Raw genomic sequence first — 19,303 nt, forward strand, 5'->3', positions numbered from 1 at the left:
TGTGGCTACTTTTTCTTATAAAGCGCTAGACGCAAAAGGTAAACAAAAAAAAGGGACTCAAGAGGCTGACTCTGCGCGTATGTTACGACAACAATTACGTAATGCAGGGATGACTCCGTTAGAAGTAGAGGCTATTTCAGTTAAGCGTAAAAAAGCAGGTAAGAGCTTTCTTCAAAGCAAAATTAAAACCGCTGATCTTGCTTTAATTACGCGTCAATTATCTACCTTAGTTGCTTCCTCTATTCCTATTGAAGAATCATTACAAGCCGTTGCAGATCAATGTGATAAACCAAAAATAAAAGATATGATCTCATCGGTTCGTGGGGGCGTGATTGAAGGACATAGTCTCGCTGATAGTATGCGTAGTTATCCGATGATCTTCGATAACTTATTCTGTGCAATGGTTGCCGCCGGTGAAAAATCAGGACATTTAGAAAAAGTATTAGATCGGCTCGCTGATTACGCTGAGCAACGACAAGAAATGAAAAGTAAAATGATGCAAGCTTTGATCTATCCGATCGTTTTAACGCTTGTTGCTATATCGGTTGTGGCTATTTTATTGACCTCTGTTGTGCCTCAAGTTGTTGGACAGTTTCAACATATGGGAGCAGATCTTCCTGGCTCGACTACTTTTTTGATTGCCGCTAGTGATGCGGTAAGTGCTTATGGTTTCTATTTTGTTGTTCTGTGTATTATTGCTTCTTTACTGTTTAAACAGTATCTCAAAAAAGCCAAGAACCAATTACGATTTGATCGCTATTTATTAACTGTGCCTGTTGTTGGTAAAGTTGCAAATGAATTAAATACCGCTCGTTTTGCAAGAACATTGAGTATTTTAAACAGTAGTGCTGTTCCATTACTGGATGCTATGAGTATTGCAGGGGATGTGTTAAGTAACCAATACATTCGTTTAAAAGTAGGTGAAGCTGCCGAACGTGTTCGTGAAGGGACAAGTTTAGGTAGGGCATTAGAAAGTACTAAGCTATTTCCTCCTATGATGTTACATATGATCATGAGTGGTGAGCGTAGCGGTGAATTAGGCAATATGTTGGAACGATCTGCAGATAATCAAGACAAACAGTTTTCAGCACAAGTAACATTAGCGTTGGGTTTATTTGAACCTGCACTGGTTATTTCGATGGCCTGTGTTGTTTTGTTTATTGTTGCTGCTATTTTACAGCCTATTTTGGCACTTAATAATATGGTATCAGGTTAGCTGAGCCATTTGTTTTATATAATAAAAAAGGATTAAAGAGTGAGAAATTTCAAATCAACTACTCAACAAAAAGGTTTTACTTTATTAGAAATCATGGTGGTTATCGTGATTTTAGGTGTACTAGCAGCCATGGTTGTTCCTAATTTAATCGGTAATAAAGATAAAGCTGATATTCAAAAAGTAAAATCTGATGTAGTGGCATTAGAAAATGCATTAGATATGTATAAATTAGACAATAGTATTTACCCTACAACTGACCAAGGTTTAGAAGCATTAGTTACAGAGCCAAGTTCTACTCCATCACCACGTAACTACCGAGAAGATGGTTACATTAAGCGTCTTCCTCAAGACCCTTGGGGAAATGACTACGTGTTAAATAGTCCAGGTGAAAAAGGAAAAGTCGATATTCTTTCTGTTGGTCTTGATGGTGAAGAAGGGACTGATGATGACATCGGTAACTGGAACTTAAATGACAAATAATAGTTTATATTATTAATGTTGATAACGATGCGTAAAGCACAAGGGTTTACTCTCTTAGAAATCATGCTTGTTATGTTATTAATGGGGATGATTTCTGTTGGTGTAGTAATGACTTTACCCAGTTCAGGTAGTACTGCCCAAGGTAGCCAATGGCATGCGCAACGTTTTAGTACGTTATTACAACTTGCCCAAGATCAGGCGTTAATATTAAACACTGAATTTGGCATCCAATTTAATGAGCAAGGCTATACATTTGCTTCGTATGACGTTAATAAAAGACAATGGTTACCACTGATTAATTCTCGTATCGAAGCCGATGTAATACTCCCTGATACTGTGATTGCTGAATATAACTTAGCGGGTAGTGTTTGGGGTGAACTTGAAGCTGCACAAAGTGCGGTTAATGATGATTCATTCATCGATGAGTCATATACAGTGGATATTGGAGAAGAACAGGAAAGTACTATTCAGCCGAGTGTGTATGTTATGTCCAGTGGTGAAGTGACCCCTTTTAGTTATCAATTTTCTAATGTCGGTGACGAAGAACATACTGTCACTGTTAAAGTCGCCATGACTGGCTTAATCGAAATATTAAGTGAGTAGTAGCATGACAAAACAAATTAATAATAAACACTCTCTCAACAATAAAAGCGGTATGACATTATTAGAAGTCATGTTGGCACTAGTGATTCTTGCAACAGCTGGATTGGCAGTTATGCAAGCCGCATCTCAATCTTTAAATAATCAAAATTATTTACAACAAAAAACATTTGCTACTTGGATAGCAAGTAATCGTCTTGCCGAATTGAAATTAGAAGAAAAGTGGCCTGGTTTGGCTTGGGTTAGAGAAGAAGTAGAGTTTGCCGGTGTTAAATGGTATTTACGCTATGAAGGAGTAGAGACAGCGAACTCAAGATTTAGAGCATTAGATGTAGAAGTGAGTGACAGAAAAGATGGCCAAGCTCTTGGTTACATAAGGACTTATGTTGCTAAACAATAGAAACTATCAGTATAAAAAAAATAGTGGTTTCACACTTATTGAGCTGTTGATTGCTATTGCTATTTTTGCAGTGTTAAGTTTTGCTGCTTATCAGATTTTACAGGGTGTTTTACGTAGTGGTGAAATTAGTAAAGAACATGACCACAACTTAGTTGAAATTCAACGAGGTATGCTATTGATTGAGCGAGATTTTGTGCAAATGGTTGCAAGGGCCTCTCGTACTGGCAGTACTGACGATGAAAACTTACAAGTTTTATATGCAGGAAAAAATACCTTAGATTCAGATTATCAAGGTATTGAATTTAATCGCTTAGGCTGGGCTAACCCTCTTAATTTATTGCCTCGATCAAATATTTTACGTGTTGGCTATCGAGTGCAAGAAGGGCAGTTACAGCGTTTATATTATTTACACCCTGATACCATATCGGGCAAAGAACCTGAACAGCAAGTAATTCTCCATGATATTGAAAACTTAACCTTTAGATTCTGGGGTGACGATTGGGTAAGCTCATGGAACTCCTCTTCAGAAATACCAACAGGTATTGAAATTACTATTACTAGTAAGCATTATGGTGAGTTAAGACGTGTTTTTATATTGCCTAATAGTGTGGTGGGTGATTAATGACTAGCCATAAAAAACAAGCAGGCATTGCATTAATTACAGTATTACTGGTTTTGGCTATTATGGTAACGATCGCTGCGACTATGACTGGCAGAATGACAGCTAGTTTATTACGTACTGAAGGGCTCAACTATTCTGAAAAAATTTATTGGTATGGACAAGCAACTATAGAGCTTGGTCGTATGATTTTAGAGAGTGACTTTGAAGATAGTGAAGTGATCAGTTTAGATCAAACTTGGGCGACACCTGATCTGGTTTTTCCTGTCGATGAAGGCACTATCACTGGGAATATTGTTGATTATCGTAGTTGTTTTAATATTAATGCGCTTTCAGTAGAAGAGGAAGACGATACTGAACCATTAGCTTTGACTCAATTTAAACTACTGCTAAATGCTTTAGAGGTTGAGGACTTTAGTGTTGATGTTATTGCAGAGTCAACTCGAGATTGGCTTGATAATAATGATACCGTCGATGAGTCAGAAGGTGCAGAAGATAGATATTATGAAGCTCAAAATGTCCCTCATTTAGCGGCCAATGATTTGATGGTTGATATCTCTGAGTTAAGAGCTGTACAAGGAGTGACGGGTAATATTTATGATCATATAAAAAGACACTTGTGTGCTTTACCCACGTCAGAACAATTGATTAATGTTAATACGGTCAAACAAGATAAAGCCGAGGTTTTATATGCTTTATTTCCAGAAGAACTAGGTTTATCAATAGAAGACTTTCAAGACTTATTAAATGATAGACCTACTAGTGGCTGGAGTTCGGTCGCAGACTTTTTAGAGACAGATTTGTTAACAGATAAAATAATACCGGAAGACGTACAATCACAATTAAGTGTAACCAGCGATTATTTTCAATTATACGGGTCAGCAGAGTTTGATGATCGAACAATTGCATTAAAGTCATTATTTAAAGTAGAAGATGAGGAAGCAACTACGGTTCGTTTCCAATTTGCAGGAATAGAAGACATGGTAGGAAATGGAGATGCGCAGTGAGTGAACAATTAATTATTCGCCTAGCAAGTGAAGCACATCAAACTATTCATTGGTTGATTTGGTCTGATAGTGAAAAAGAGATCATTGCTTCTGGTGATTTAGAAAATGCTCAAGACCTACAATTGTTAACTGAAAAAGCACAGTCACGAAAAGTGATTTGTTTAGTGCCTAGTGTAGATGTCACCTTAAAATCAGTGGTGATAAAAGGCAATTTTACGCGTCAAATGCAACAAGCTTTACCTTATATGCTTGAAGATGATTTAGCCAGTGATGTGGATAAACTACATTTTTCAGTATTGGCTAAAAAAACTGATTTAGTTGATGTTGCTATCTGTTTTAAAAGCAAATTACAAATGTGGTTAGATTGGTTAGCTGATGCAGATATTTTTTGTCAGCGATTACTACCAGAAGCGTTAGCGTTACCATTACCAGAAGAGCATGAATGGCAAGCGTTACAATTAGAAAAACAATGGCTGATACGTGAAAGCGTATACCAAGGTTGGAGTTGTGATAGTGAAATGCTCAATGATATTTTACAGCTACGTCTATCAGATAATCCACAACAAATTATTAAAAGTTATAGCCCTGTACCTAAGCATTCATTCGGACAATGGCAAGCTGAGCAAGCGATGTTACCGATGCAATTATTAGCAGAAGGTTGTTTTCAACATTCTTTCAACCTGTTAACCGGTGAATTTTCAGTTAAGAAAGAAAGAAATTTACAATTGTATAAATGGAAAGCGCCAGCGATCGCGGCGTTAGTATTATTTGTTCTGCTATTAGTTAACTTATTTGTACAAACAGAGCAAATAGATAAACAAACCTTACAAGTGAAAGGGCAAGTCGAGACGGTGTATAAACAAGCTTTTCCTGAACAAAGTCCTTTAAGATATAGCCGTATTAAGAAAAAGTTAAAGGGATTATTAGCTAACGCATCAATTACAGAGCAAGATTCTGGGCTATTGATTATGTTAAATGACCTTCTTCCTAGTTTAAAGGCTGTACCAAGTTTACAAATATCAACGTTAAAATTTAATGGTAAAAATCAAGAAATTAGCTTAGCGATTAGTGCGGATAGTTTTCAAGCTTTTGAGCAGTTTTCGTCAAAAATACCAACACAATATAGCTTTAAGCAAGGTGCATTAAGTAACAATAAAAATCGCATTAGTGGTGTTGTGACTGTAGGGGTAAAATAATGTTTGAAGAAATCAAAGATTGGTGGGAAAACACCACTGAAAGAGAACAAAGATTAACGATTATTTCTGCCGTGGTTGTTTTTATCGCTGTCGTCTATTTTCTTTTATGGCAACCACTAGCTAATAATTTAGCGATTAGCCAGCAGAAACTAAATAGTGCTCAACAAACTTTACAATGGGTTGAAGTTAATTCAAATAAAATTATTGCTGCTGGACTGATTGACACCCAAACGGGAACACCACAAAATTTATCACAGCTTATTAATAGTACAGCTAAACGCAATCAGATTAATATCGCACGTATCCAAAGTCGTAATGGAACAGTTGATCTTTCTATAAACCAAATTGAATTTAATCAATTTATAGAGTGGATAACCGTATTGCAAAATCAACATAACGTACAGATTGCGAGTGTTGATATAAGCCAAGATAAAGTTCAAGGCATGATTAAAGTTAGTCGCTTATCATTAAGTTATTAGAGTTAAATTCAAGCATAATAAAGGTTTCAAATGAAATTTAAAATCGCCATTTTGGTCGTATTCGTTTACTTAATTACTTTAGTGGTTAATTTGCCTTTGGCTGTTGTGGTTGATTGGCTTCCTAGAGGAGCGATTAAAGTTAATAATGCCACAGGTACGATCTGGAAAGGGCAAGCCAAGCAAATTGTAGTTAACCGTAAATTGCGCTTTGATAATGTAAAATGGGATGTGCAGTTAATGGCATTACTTACATTAAACCTAGAGGCCGATGCTTCATTTAACAACGGTTCTCAAGCTATGTCTGGTAAAGGTATTGTTCGTTATGGTTTTTCAGGGATAAGCGCATCAAATGTTATTTTAGATTTAAGTTCAAAAGAATTATTAACATTATTGCCAATGCGTTTGCCGGCTAAAATTTCAGGAGATTTTTCCGCAGTCATTAAAGAATTCACACAAGGCAAACCCTATTGTGAACAATTACAAGGTAACGTACTTTGGCAAAATGCTGTCGTATCTAGTCAGTTAGGCGTAGTCAATTTAGCTTCTCCTACTGTTGATCTCGGATGTGATAATGGTGAGGTTACGGCATTTGTTACTCAAGAGTCAGATGAATTAGCAACAACCTTAGATATTAGTTTAGGCGAAGGCGGCATATATAAGTTAAATGGAGAGATTCAAGGAACCGATAAGTTGGCTCCTTCGATTGCTAAATCATTAACGTGGATTGGCCCAAAAAACGAAAGTGGGGCAACGACACTTAGCTTTAGTGGACAACTTTAAGTAATGAATTAATAGAGTATTGTTGGGTCATTATTTAGCATTATTGGACTTTATTTCCTATCTAATAATAAAAAGAAGAGTCTTAACTAGTATTTAACCATGTATGGATATACACTGTGTTTGTTTACAGTTTATTATCGCGTGGAGATCCTAATGAAAGAGTTAACTAAACGCCAAGGCGAAGTCCTAGACGTAATAAAAGATCAAATTACAAAGACTGGCATGCCACCAACACGCGTGGAATTAGCAAGAATTCTAGGTTTTAAAAGTGCCAATGCAGCAGAAGAGCATTTAAAAGCATTAGCACGTAAAGGGGCGATTGAAATATTATCTGGCACATCTCGTGGTATTCGCGTTATTAGTGAGCATAAAGATAATGAAGCAGCCAACGAAGGCTTGCCTTTAATCGGTAAAGTAGCTGCCGGAGAGCCGATTTTAGCTCAAGAGCACGTTGAAACTCATTACAATGTTGATCCTACTTTATTTCATCCTGCGGCAGATTTTTTATTGCGTGTTCAGGGCGAAAGCATGAAAGATATTGGTATTATGGATGGTGATCTATTAGCTGTACATAAAACCCAAAATATCAATAATGGCCAAGTAGTTGTTGCAAGAGTTGAAGATGATGTAACCGTTAAACGCTTTTATCGTGATGGTAAGCAAATAACATTAAAAGCTGAAAATACATTATTCGATCCCATTAAGGTTGATTTAGAGTTTCAATCATTTGATATTGAAGGTATTGCAGTTGGTGTTATTCGTACTGCTGATTGGATGTAAACGTTTATCTATCTGCTTTGTAACTTAATCGCTTAAGTAAATGCAGTAAATAAATTAATAAAGCGAAGAAAATGCCAATAAATAGTTATTCTATTTATTGGCATTTTCATCACTTGCTTTGAGCAAATAGAGTAAAAAAATGAAACGTATAATAATTATATGCAGTATTGTAATCGTGGGTTTATTTTTTGCGTTAGGTGGATTAGAAGCCATTAATCTAAATGCTAAAAATGGTGATACATTTGAAACAGATAATAATGCTTTATTTTTAGCTAAACCGCGTATTATTTTAAATGAGTTTGCTTTTGAAAAAGCGGGAAAAGTTGCTTTTACAAATGAATCATTAAAAGGGAAATGGACGCTTTTCTTTGCTGGTTATACTTTTTGTCCTGATGTTTGCCCTACTACACTCGCTGATTTAGATCGTATTTATCCTAGTTTAACTAATGATGATAATACAACCACTCAAGTTGTATTTGTTTCTGTTGATCCTAATCGAGATAAAGCGGAACAACTCGCAGACTATGTTCATTATTTTAATAAAAACTTTATCGGTGTAACGAGCACACATAAACAACTATGGCCTTTTGTAACACAGCTTGGTTTAATTTATGGCATTGTTGAAGCGGGTGATACAGATGATTTTTATTTGGTCGATCACAGTGCATCTATTGTTTTAATTGACCCGGATGGAAAGTTGCATGCAACGTTTAAGTCTGTGCCTAATAAGCAAGGTATTAATAGCGTAGATATGGATTTAATGGTTGAAGATATTAAAGAATTACAGCAACAATATAATAATGAAATTAATCAATAGGGTAGCTAACATTGACCCGTTTTTAGAATAACCGCGCAGTTAACTAAGACTAAGCGGTTTATTCATCTTTAAGCGAAGAATTAACGTAACGTAGATTAAATTTTCTTTGTCCAAAATAAAGCACTGCCAAATTCTGGATCAAGTTGATAATCAGAAAAGCCTAAACGTTGGTAAGCTTTACAAGCAACTTCATTGCCACTCAATACTTCTAATGTGATTTTGCAACAATCACGAGCTTTAGCAATCTCTTCAATTTTTTCGAATAAATGTTGAGTTAATTTATTCCCTCTAAAATCACTATGTACAACGACATCATGAATATTAAATAACGGTTTACAGGCAAAAGTAGAAAAACCTTCAATGGCTGTTAATAAAGCAGCAGGCTTTTCACTACTAAAAATTAAAACGATAAAAATATCTGTTCGCTTTAGCAGTGTTGAGACTAAATTTTGTTTTGCAAAGTCATTAATATCTTCGCCACCGCCCATTGGATCACAAGCATAATGCGACATTAAACTAAGGTAAGCATCTGCGTGCTGTTTATTGTTTAAGTCAGCTACAACCGTTTGAATCTCTAACATCTTAATTCCTTTTATATCTGATAATTAATACTCTTTTTCAGTCTAACTAATGGGTTATATGGATACCAGTAAAAGCCTTATTTAAATTTTATGTTTTTAAATTCAATTTTAGTGTTAGACTTCTAGATGTCTAAATGAAAAATTCTAAAGGGAACAACTATGCCAATTCGTATTCCAGATGATTTACCCGCATCAAATATTTTAAAATCTGAAAATATTTTTACTATGTCTGAATCACGAGCTAGTCATCAGAATATTCGTCCACTGCGAGTATTAATTTTAAATTTAATGCCTAAAAAAATTGAAACTGAAACGCAAATAATGCGCTTATTATCAAATACACCGTTACAGGTTGATATTGAGTTATTGCGTGTTGATGCAAGAGCGAGTCGAAATACACCGCAAAAGCATCTCGATAAATTTTATGGTGACTTTGAGCGCATAAAAAGTCAGAAATGGGATGGGTTCATTATTACTGGTGCGCCGTTAGGTACAATTCCATTTGAAAACGTTTATTACTGGGATAAGTTTACTGAAATCGTAAACTGGTCTCGTCATAACGTGACTTCAACACTCTTTCTTTGCTGGGCTGCACAAGCGGCCTTAAAAATACTTTATGATTTAGAAAAAGTAACGAGAGACGATAAGTTATCTGGTATTTATTCTCATAATACTCACCATCATCAGCATCCACTTGTTAGAGGGTTTGATGACCAATTTTGGGCTCCTTTATCGCGCTATGCAGAATTTAATAGCAATGAGATTCAAAGTAAAACTGATTTAACCGTTTTTGCTGATGCACCAGATGCAGGTGTTTACTTAGCTGCGAGCCCGGATTGTCGTCAAGTATTTATTACTGGGCATCCAGAATACGATGCTCATACTTTAAGTAATGAATACTTAAGAGATATCGAAGAAGATTTGGAGCCTGTACTTCCAGTTAATTATTTTCCAAATGATGATGCCAATCAAGCACCTCGTGCCACTTGGCGTAGTCATGGAAATCTTTTATATAATAACTGGTTAAATTATTGTGTTTATCAGGTTACACCATATGATTTAACCGACTTGAAATAGCATATAATTATTATTTAAGATTTTTAATCATAATTACAACAATAAACTGGCAAAGATTAAAACCTATCCTATACTTATTTAGTGATAAATAAATAGCGAGGAGCTTAACGAATAAGTTGTTATAGAAATATAGATTATTTCGAAAAGGTTCTGTGAAGTTCACAGATTGGTTTTTAACATAGCGTTATTATTACGTGAAATACCATTATTTGGTTTTCACATTTTTTAATAAAAATAAGACGGAGGTATACAGTTATTTTAAATTTTACTCGTACCAGTGTTCTAAAATCATTAACTATTGAGTTGTTATACTAAGCGCTCAGCCCCTCTATAGGGAACATCTTGGATTTTAGGAATTAATGCTGGTTGTATTCAAATATACAGGAGCTTAATTATTATTACGTTTTATCATTTTATTAAAAGTAAGTGTCAGAGTTAGGAGTTTATTTTTTAAAACTCATTGCCAATGGGCGTTTCTAACACTTATTTTTATCGAATTAGATAGTGGATTATTTGTAAAGGTTTATTGGTAAGTAGTTAATTTTTTATGAATATCAATGATACTTTTAATAATCACAATTAAATTGTTCTTTTATTTTTAAAGCGAGCTACTTAGCTCGCTTTTTTATGTTTAATTATTGTCGATACTGATTTTTTCCATCATTTCCTCCTATTACAACTATCAAAAAATTCATAATTTATAACAGAATATTTCAAGACGTTATCCGCTTTGAAAGGGTTTGCTGATGACTTTTATGTTATTATACGAATTGGTTTTTATCTTAGAATAAGTAGCAGGGAACTCTATGTCAGTAAGCGATCGTGGTGCGTTGATTAAAGCACAACTAGAAAAACACATTCTTTTGATTGATGGTGGTATGGGCACCATGATCCAGGATCATAAATTTGAAGAAGCAGACTTTCGTGGCGAACGCTTTAAAGATTGGAATTCTGATTTAAAAGGTAATAATGATTTATTAGTGCTTACTCAGCCTGAAGTCATTGCCAATATACATCGAGAATACCTTGATGCTGGTGCAGATATTCTTGAAACCAATACATTTAATGCAACGACCATCGCAATGGCTGATTATGGAATGGAATCCATATCGGCAGAAATTAATTTACAAGCGGCTCGTATTGCCCGACGTGTTGCCGATGAAAAAACAGATGAAACACCTGATCGCCCTCGTTTTGTAGCAGGTGTATTAGGCCCAACAAACCGTACTTGTTCTATTTCTCCTGATGTTAATGATCCTGCTTATCGTAATGTTACCTTTGATGAATTAGTGGTTGCTTATATCGAATCAACTAAAGCCTTGATTAAAGGTGGTTGTGATTTAATTCTGATTGAAACTATTTTTGATACCTTAAATGCAAAAGCCGCTGTTTTTGCTGTTGAAACAGTATTTGAAGAGCTTGGTTATAAATTACCATTGATGATTTCCGGCACAATTACGGATGCATCGGGTCGTACCTTATCAGGCCAAACGACTGAAGCTTTTTACAATTCCCTACGCCATGCTGAACCACTTACTTTTGGTTTAAACTGTGCGTTAGGTCCTGACGAATTACGTCAATACATTCAAGAAATGTCGCGTATTTCAGAAACCTATGTTTCTGCTCACCCTAATGCTGGTTTACCGAATGCCTTTGGTGAATATGATTTAGAAGCTGACGAAATGACAGTTCATATTAAAGAATGGGCTGAAAGTGGCTTCTTAAATCTAGTGGGTGGCTGTTGTGGTACTACACCTGCACATATTAAAGCTATGGCTGATGCGGTTGCTGATATCAAGCCTCGTCAATTACCAGAAATTGAAATAGCGTGTCGCTTAAGTGGTCTTGAAGCATTAACCATTCGTCATGATTCCCTATTTCAAAACGTCGGTGAGCGAACTAATGTAACGGGCTCAGCACGTTTCAAGCGTTTGATTAAAGATGAATTATACGATGAAGCACTTGAAGTTGCGTTACATCAAGTAGAAGCCGGCGCTGATATTATCGATATCAACATGGATGAAGCGATGCTTGATTCATTATATGCGATGAAAAAATTCTTAAATTTATGCGCTTCTGAACCTGATATTTCACGTGTTCCAATCATGGTCGACTCTTCTAAATGGGAAATATTAGAAGAGGGCTTGAAGTGTGTGCAAGGTAAAGGGATTGTAAATTCAATCAGCATGAAAGAAGGTGTTGATAACTTTATTCACCAAGCTAAATTAATTCGTCGTTACGGTTTTGCTGTGATTGTGATGGCCTTCGATGAAGATGGCCAAGCAGATACACGTAAACGTAAATTTGAAATTTGTAAGCGTTCTTACGATATTTTAGTTAATCAAGTTGGTTTTCCTCCTGAAGATATTATTTTTGATCCTAATATATTTGCAATCGCAACAGGGATTGAAGAGCATAACAACTATGCGGTTGATTTTATCGAGGCCGTTAAAGATATTAAAGATAACCTACCACATGCAATGATTTCTGGTGGCGTCTCTAACGTATCATTCTCATTCCGCGGCAATAATCCCGTCCGAGAAGCGATTCATGCAGTATTCCTTTATTACTGTATTCAAAATGGTATGGATATGGGGATTGTTAATGCGGCTCAATTAGCTATATACGATGATATTCCTAAAGAATTAAAAGATGCCGTTGAAGATGTTGTATTAAACAAACATGCCAACGGAACAGATGCATTATTAGATCTTGCTGAAAAATACCGTGGTGATGGTGCCGTTAAAGTTGATGACAAAAAAGCACTGGAATGGAGAGCATTACCGGTTAATGAACGTATTGCACATGCTTTAGTAAAAGGCATCACTGAGTTTATTGAAGAAGATACAGAATTAGCACGACAAGCTGTGAACATGCCTATCGAAGTCATTGAAGGTCCATTAATGGACGGCATGAATATAGTGGGTGATTTGTTTGGTGAAGGTAAAATGTTCTTACCGCAAGTGGTTAAATCTGCGCGAGTAATGAAACAAGCCGTGGCTTATTTAAACCCTTATATCGAAGCAACAAAAGCGGTTGGCGCCACTAACGGTAAAGTGGTGATGGCAACGGTTAAAGGCGATGTGCACGATATTGGTAAAAATATTGTGGGTGTTATTTTACAATGTAATAACTATGAAATTATCGACCTTGGCGTGATGGTGCCGACTGAAAAAATTATTAAAACGGCATTAGAGCATAATGCTGATTTAATTGGTTTATCGGGATTAATTACACCTTCATTAGATGAAATGGTTTATGTTGCAAAAGAAATGCAACGTCAAGGTTTAACTATTCCATTACTGATTGGTGGAGCGACAACATCTAAAGCGCATACCGCAGTTAAAATTGAACAGAATTACGATCAACCTGTTGTTTATGTGTCTAACGCTTCGCGTGCTGTTGGTGTTTGTCAGAAGTTGTTAACACCTGCGCATAAGCCTGAGTTTGTTGATAAATTAAATTTAGATTACGAACGTGTTCGTGAGCAACATGCAAATAAACGTCCGCGTAGTGCGCCAATTGGCTTGCCTCAAGCGCGTGCGAATGCTGCTAAATTAGATTGGGTAAATTACCAACCTAAAGTGCCTAACAAGTTAGGTGTTCAAGTCTTTAAAACTATGCCGATCAGCGTGTTACGTGAATATATAGATTGGACGCCTTTCTTTATGACGTGGGGATTAGCGGGTAAATATCCACGCATTCTTAAAGATGAAGTCGTTGGCGAAGAAGCAACGCGTTTATTTGCAGACGCATTAGCGATGTTAGATACGGTAGAAGCGGAAGGTGAAATTAGCGCCGCTGGTATTGTTGGTATATTCCCAGCTAACAGCGTGGGTGATGATATTGAAATCTATACCGATGAAACACGAACTGAAGTTTTACAAGTGAGTAATCAATTACGTCAACAAACAGAGAAAAAAGCACCGTTTGTTAACCATTGTCTAGCAGATTATGTTGCGCCTAAGTCTTCGGGCGTTGCAGATTACATTGGTGCTTTTGCGGTAACTGGTGGTATTGGTGAACGAGAAGTTGCTGAGCGTTATAAAGCAGATAACGATGATTATAATGCCATATTAGTACAAGCTGTTTGTGACCGTTTAGCCGAAGCATTTGCTGAGTATTTACACCAACAAACACGTAAAGACTATTGGGGCTTTGCGGTTGATGAAACTCTAGGTAGCGATGATTTAATTCGCGAAAAATACCAAGGTATTCGTCCTGCACCAGGTTATCCTGCTTGTCCTGAACATACTGAAAAATCAGTTATTTGGGATTTAATGAATGTTGAGCAAGCGATTGGTATGGAGCTAACCTCAAGTTATGCAATGTATCCAGGTGCGGCAGTTTCAGGTTGGATTTTCTCTCATCCTGAAAGTCGTTATTTTGCGATAGCTCAGATTCAACAGGATCAAGTTGAAGATTATGCCAAACGTAAAGGTTGGGATATGCAAACAGCAGAACGTTGGTTGGGGCCTAATATTGGTTAGTAATTACTTATTTTAAAGGTAGTTCAATATCCACTCTTACATTACTCTTTAATTAAACCTCTAAATATTATAGTGAAGTAAAATTCCTATACCAAAAATTAATTTGAACAACAGCTAATAGATTATTGGCTGTTGTTTAATAATATCTAAATTGTATTAACCATAACCAAAAAATTGAATATTTAAACTCTTACTGTTTTGCGCTTTTTTAATAAAAATTCCTGAAAATAAATAACTACATTTGAGTTGCTTCTATTGAATTAATTTAGGATTTTCTCTGTACTAGCTAAATATGAGTTGTCATATTTTTAGTAAATAATAGAGGGATAAAACCCTGATTTTTTTATTCGGTTATTTTTTGTGTTTTACGCAAAGATTAATTAATAATCAAATTTACTATTGTAAGGGCTTTGTCTATAGTTATTACTTTAGGAGTGTTCTATTTCATTTTTAACGTTATCTTTTTAAGAAAAAAGAAAAAAGTATTAAAAAGGACAGCATAAATAATTAATTGTAATGCTGATTCTATTATCAATTATGTCGTACATAATTATTAGAAGTTTTAAAAGTCACGTGGGGAATAATCATGGCCGAACAGAATAATCCAGTTAATGAAAGCAAAGATACTGATGTTGAATTAACGACAGAGCAGTTAATTCAAGCTAAAGATCAATTAAATCAGTCTGGAGAAGCATTAACCTCAGCCGAACCACAATTCCCCCCACTAATCGATGACGAAACTGTCAATTCTGATGCTGCGAAACCTAATGTGCCTGAATCTGCTGCTCCAGGTGACATAAACCCCGACATTGATGTGAATGATCTCGAAGCGATACTTGCACTTGGTGAAGAAGTTTTTGATTTAGATATCGAAACCGCGGCTGGTGAAGAATCGGGCGGTGGTTTTACAATTGTTGATTTCGAGCGAGATGCACAAGAAACAATCGCAACCACTAACTTTCAAACTACAGGCTTAGATGATGACGCTTCCCCAATCGTCACATTTACAGATGATAGTTTAAACAATATTAATGCTACTGCCGATGGTATAAGTGATAATTCAGTACCTACTCTAACAATCACCAGCTCAAATGACTTTACTGAAGATGATGGCAGTGCCGTAGAAGGCGCAGTGGTATCAACGTTTGAAACAACCGATGAAGATGGCGATGATGTCACGGTTACCTTAAGCGATACGATTAATTATGAAATTGTGGGTAACACCGTTGTCTTAACCGAAGCTGGCGCAGCATTAGTTAATAGTGGTGAAGAGCTACCTGCTTATACCTTAACCGTGAACGACGGCACCGCTGATGGTGACACGGTCAGTGATGATCCAAGTGTCACGACAGTAAACGATATCCCAACGATCACCATTACCAGCTCAAATGACTTTACTGAAGATGATGGCAGTGCCGTAGAAGGCGCAGTGGTATCAACGTTTGAAACAACCGATGAAGATGGCGATGACGTCACGGTTACCTTAAGCGATACGATTAATTATGAAATTGTGGGTAATACGGTTGTCTTAACCGAAGCTGGCGCAGCATTAGTTAATAGTGGTGAAGAGTTATCTGCTTATACCTTAACCGTGAACGACGGCACCGCTGATGGTGACACGGTCAGTGATGATCCAAGTGTCACGACAGTAAACGATATCCCAACGATCACCATTACCAGCTCAAATGACTTTACTGAAGATGATGGCAGTGCCGTAGAAGGCGCAGTGGTATCAACGTTTGAAACGACCGATGAAGATGGCGATGACGTCACGGTGACCTTAAGCGATACGATTAATTACGAAATTGTGGGTAATACGGTTGTCTTAACCGAAGCTGGCGCAGCATTAGTTAATAGTGGTGAAGAGTTATCGGCTTATACCTTAACCGTGAACGACGGCACAGCCGATGGCGACACCGTCAGTGATGATCCAAGTGTGACCACGGTAGATGATCCGACTATTGTAACGTCTGATATTGCTACAACGGGTGAAGATACCTCGGTTACGATTGATGTGTTAGCGAATGATACTGATGTTGACGGCGTGGTCTCGCCTGTCGCTTCTGTGACCGATGGTGATAACGGTACTGTGACGATCAATGATGATGGCACCGTGACTTACACACCGAATGCCGATTACAACGGCACTGATACGTTTACTTATACTAATGAAGATGGCAACACTGAAACGGTCACTGTGACGGTTGAAGCGATGGCCGATGATACGGTTGTGGCTGCCGATAGCGCAACGACCGATGAAGACACGCCAATCACGATTGATGTGTTAGCGAACGATACTGATGTTGATAACGGCGAAGTTTCACCGGTTGATACCGTGACGCAAGGTGCTAACGGCGCAGTTGCGATTAACGATGATGGCACCGTGACTTACACGCCGAATGCCGATTTCAACGGCACGGACACGTTTACTTATACCAATATTGATGGCAACACTGAAACGGTTACTGTGACGGTAGATCCAATTGCAGATGACACCGTATTAGTCGCTGATAGCGCAACGACGAGTGAAGACACGCCGATTACGATTGATGTAGTCGCGAACGATACTGACGTTGATAACGGCGAAGTTTCACCGGTTGATACCGTGACGCAAGGCTCGAATGGTACAGTTGCGATCAACGATAATGGTACGGTAACTTACACGCCGAATGCCGATTTCAATGGTACGGACACGTTTACTTATACCAATGTCGATGGCAATACTGAAACGGTTACTGTGACGGTAGATCCAATTGCAGATGACACCGTATTAGTCGCTGATAGCGCAACGACGAATGAAGACACACCAATTACCATTGATGTAGTCGCGAACGATACTGACGTTGATAACGGTGAAGTATCCCCCGTTGATACGGTCACGCAAGGCTCTAATGGCTCTGTGGCTATTAATGATGACGGCACGGTTACTTACACGCCGAATGCCGATTTCAATGGTACGGATACGTTTACTTATACCAATGTCGATGGTAATACTGAAACCGTGACGGTCACGGTTGATCCAATTGCAGATGACACCGTATTAGTCGCTGATAGCGCAACGACGAGTGAAGACACGCCGATTACGATTGATGTAGTCGCGAACGATACTGACGTTGATAACGGCGAAGTTTCACCGGTTGATACCGTGACGCAAGGCTCGAATGGTACAGTTGCGATCAACGATAATGGTACGGTAACTTACACGCCGAATGCCGATTTCAATGGTACGGACACGTTTACTTATACCAATGTCGATGGCAATACTGAAACGGTTACTGTGACGGTAGATCCAATTGCAGATGACACCGTATTAGTCGCTGATAGCGCAACGACGAATGAAGACACACCAATTACCATTGATGTAGTCGCGAACGATACTGACGTTGATAACGGTGAAGTATCCCCCGTTGATACGGTCACGCAAGGCTCGAATGGCTCTGTGGCTATTAATGATGACGGCACGGTTACTTACACGCCGAATGCCGATTTCAATGGTACGGATACGTTTACTTATACCAATGTCGATGGTAATACTGAAACCGTGACGGTCACGGTTGATCCAATTGCAGATGATACGGTATTGGTTGCTGACTCAGCGACAACGAATGAAGACACACCAATTACCATTGATGTAGTCGCGAACGATACTGACGTTGATAACGGTGAAGTATCCCCAGTTGATACGGTCACGCAAGGGGCGAATGGCTCTGTGGCTATTAATGATGACGGCACGGTTACTTACACGCCGAATGCCGATTTCAATGGTACGGACACGTTTACTTATACCAATGAAGATGGCACTACTGAAACGGTCACTGTGACGGTAGATCCAATCGCAGATGATACGGTATTGGTTGCTGACTCAGCGACAACGAATGAAGATACACCTGTGACGATTGATGTTACGGCGAACGATACTGACGTCGATAACGGCGAAGTATCCCCGGTTGATACCGTCACGCAAGGTGCTAACGGCGCAGTTGCGATTAATGATGACGGCACGGTAACCTACACGCCGAATGCCGATTTCAATGGCACGGATACGTTCACTTATACCAATGTCGATGGCAACACTGAAACGGTTACTGTGACGGTAGATCCAATTGCTGATGACACGGTATTGGTTGCTGACTCAGCAACGACGAATGAAGACACACCAATCACTATTGATGTAGTCGCGAATGATACTGACGTTGATAACGGCGAAGTTTCACCGGTTGATACGGTCACGCAAGGCACTAACGGCACCGTGGCTATTAATGATGATGGTACGGTAACTTACACGCCGAATGCCGATTACAACGGCACTGATACGTTTACTTATACCAATGAAGATGGCACCACTGAAACAGTGACTGTCACCGTTGACGCGGTAGCCGATGACACGGTTGTGGTTGCCGACAACGCAACAACGAATGAAGATACCCCAATCACCATTGATGTAGTCGGTAATGATACGGATGTCGATAACGGTGAAGTTTCCCCGGTTGATACCGTGACGCAAGGCTCGAATGGTACAGTTGCGATCAACGATAATGGTACGGTAACTTATACGCCGAATGCCGATTTCAATGGTACGGATACGTTTACTTATACTAATGTCGATGGCAACACTGAAACCGTGACGGTCACGGTTGATCCAATCGCAGATGACACGGTATTGGTTTCTGACTCAGCGACAACGAACGAAGACACACCAATCACCATTGATGTTACGGCGAATGATACTGACGTTGATAACGGTGAAGTTTCACCAGTTGATACGGTCACGCAAGGCACTA

Annotated in this window: 15 protein-coding genes; 14 read left to right on the forward strand and 1 reads right to left on the reverse strand. The window is 38.1% G+C overall.

What is annotated here, in order from left to right:
• The first annotated feature begins 1 nt into the window (after position 1).
• From gspF to GQR59_RS18390, 11 genes are all read left to right on the forward strand, one after another.
• Entirely contained in the window at positions 2–1,216 is a 1,215-nt protein-coding gene (gene gspF, locus GQR59_RS18340) for a type II secretion system inner membrane protein GspF (RefSeq protein WP_160065087.1), read from the forward strand.
• Between the two features lie 39 nt (positions 1,217–1,255).
• A complete protein-coding gene (gene gspG, locus GQR59_RS18345; protein ID WP_160065089.1) occupies positions 1,256–1,696 on the forward strand; it encodes a type II secretion system major pseudopilin GspG in 441 nt (146 codons plus the stop codon).
• Between the two features lie 27 nt (positions 1,697–1,723).
• A complete protein-coding gene (gene gspH, locus GQR59_RS18350) occupies positions 1,724–2,299 on the forward strand; it encodes a type II secretion system minor pseudopilin GspH (RefSeq protein WP_160065091.1) in 576 nt (191 codons plus the stop codon).
• Positions 2,300–2,303: 4 nt separating this feature from the next.
• Complete coding sequence (gene gspI / locus GQR59_RS18355; protein ID WP_201288139.1) at positions 2,304–2,696, forward strand: type II secretion system minor pseudopilin GspI; 393 nt, start codon at positions 2,304–2,306, stop codon at positions 2,694–2,696.
• The gene (gene gspJ, locus GQR59_RS18360; RefSeq protein ID WP_236546813.1) at positions 2,683–3,318 is read left to right on the forward strand and encodes a type II secretion system minor pseudopilin GspJ; all 636 of its coding nucleotides are present in this window, start codon (positions 2,683–2,685) and stop codon (positions 3,316–3,318) included. The genes gspI and gspJ overlap by 14 nt, the downstream gene beginning before the upstream one ends.
• Positions 3,318–4,322 (forward strand): type II secretion system minor pseudopilin GspK, encoded by a 1,005-nt coding sequence (gspK, locus tag GQR59_RS18365; RefSeq protein ID WP_160065095.1) that lies wholly within the window; start codon positions 3,318–3,320, stop codon positions 4,320–4,322. Before gspJ ends, gspK begins: the two co-directional genes overlap by 1 nt.
• The gene (gene gspL / locus GQR59_RS18370; protein WP_160065097.1) at positions 4,319–5,518 is read left to right on the forward strand and encodes a type II secretion system protein GspL; all 1,200 of its coding nucleotides are present in this window, start codon (positions 4,319–4,321) and stop codon (positions 5,516–5,518) included. Before gspK ends, gspL begins: the two co-directional genes overlap by 4 nt.
• Positions 5,518–5,997, forward strand: a complete 480-nt coding sequence (gspM, locus tag GQR59_RS18375) for a type II secretion system protein GspM (RefSeq protein ID WP_160065099.1) — start codon at positions 5,518–5,520, stop codon at positions 5,995–5,997. Before gspL ends, gspM begins: the two co-directional genes overlap by 1 nt.
• Positions 5,998–6,027: 30 nt before the next feature.
• Positions 6,028–6,777 carry a type II secretion system protein N gene (locus tag GQR59_RS18380; RefSeq protein ID WP_160065101.1) on the forward strand — a complete coding sequence of 250 codons (750 nt, stop codon included), beginning with the start codon at positions 6,028–6,030 and terminating at the stop codon, positions 6,775–6,777.
• Between the two features lie 153 nt (positions 6,778–6,930).
• Positions 6,931–7,557: a transcriptional repressor LexA gene (lexA, locus tag GQR59_RS18385; RefSeq protein ID WP_160065103.1), complete on the forward strand. Its 627-nt coding sequence runs from the start codon at positions 6,931–6,933 to the stop codon at positions 7,555–7,557.
• Positions 7,558–7,696: 139 nt separating this feature from the next.
• Positions 7,697–8,374, forward strand: a complete 678-nt coding sequence (locus GQR59_RS18390) for an SCO family protein (protein ID WP_160065105.1) — start codon at positions 7,697–7,699, stop codon at positions 8,372–8,374.
• A 95-nt stretch (positions 8,375–8,469) separates the two neighbouring features.
• On the opposite strand, the gene GQR59_RS18395 is transcribed toward GQR59_RS18390, so the two are convergent.
• On the reverse strand, positions 8,470–8,955 hold the full coding sequence (locus GQR59_RS18395; RefSeq protein ID WP_160065107.1) for a GNAT family N-acetyltransferase: 486 nt from the start codon (positions 8,953–8,955) through the stop codon (positions 8,470–8,472).
• Positions 8,956–9,114: 159 nt separating this feature from the next.
• Here GQR59_RS18395 and metA point away from each other — a divergent pair, with 159 nt between their 5' ends.
• From metA to GQR59_RS18410, 3 genes are all read left to right on the forward strand, one after another.
• A complete protein-coding gene (gene metA, locus GQR59_RS18400) occupies positions 9,115–10,032 on the forward strand; it encodes a homoserine O-acetyltransferase MetA (RefSeq protein WP_160065109.1) in 918 nt (305 codons plus the stop codon).
• An 806-nt stretch (positions 10,033–10,838) separates the two neighbouring features.
• Positions 10,839–14,522, forward strand: a complete 3,684-nt coding sequence (gene metH / locus GQR59_RS18405) for a methionine synthase (protein ID WP_160065111.1) — start codon at positions 10,839–10,841, stop codon at positions 14,520–14,522.
• 586 nt (positions 14,523–15,108) lie between these two features.
• The coding region (locus tag GQR59_RS18410; RefSeq protein WP_160065113.1) for a beta strand repeat-containing protein at positions 15,109–19,303 on the forward strand (4,195 nt) is incomplete at its 3' end.

Source organism: Psychromonas sp. L1A2, assembly GCF_009828855.1.
GTDB lineage: Bacteria > Pseudomonadota > Gammaproteobacteria > Enterobacterales > Psychromonadaceae > Psychromonas.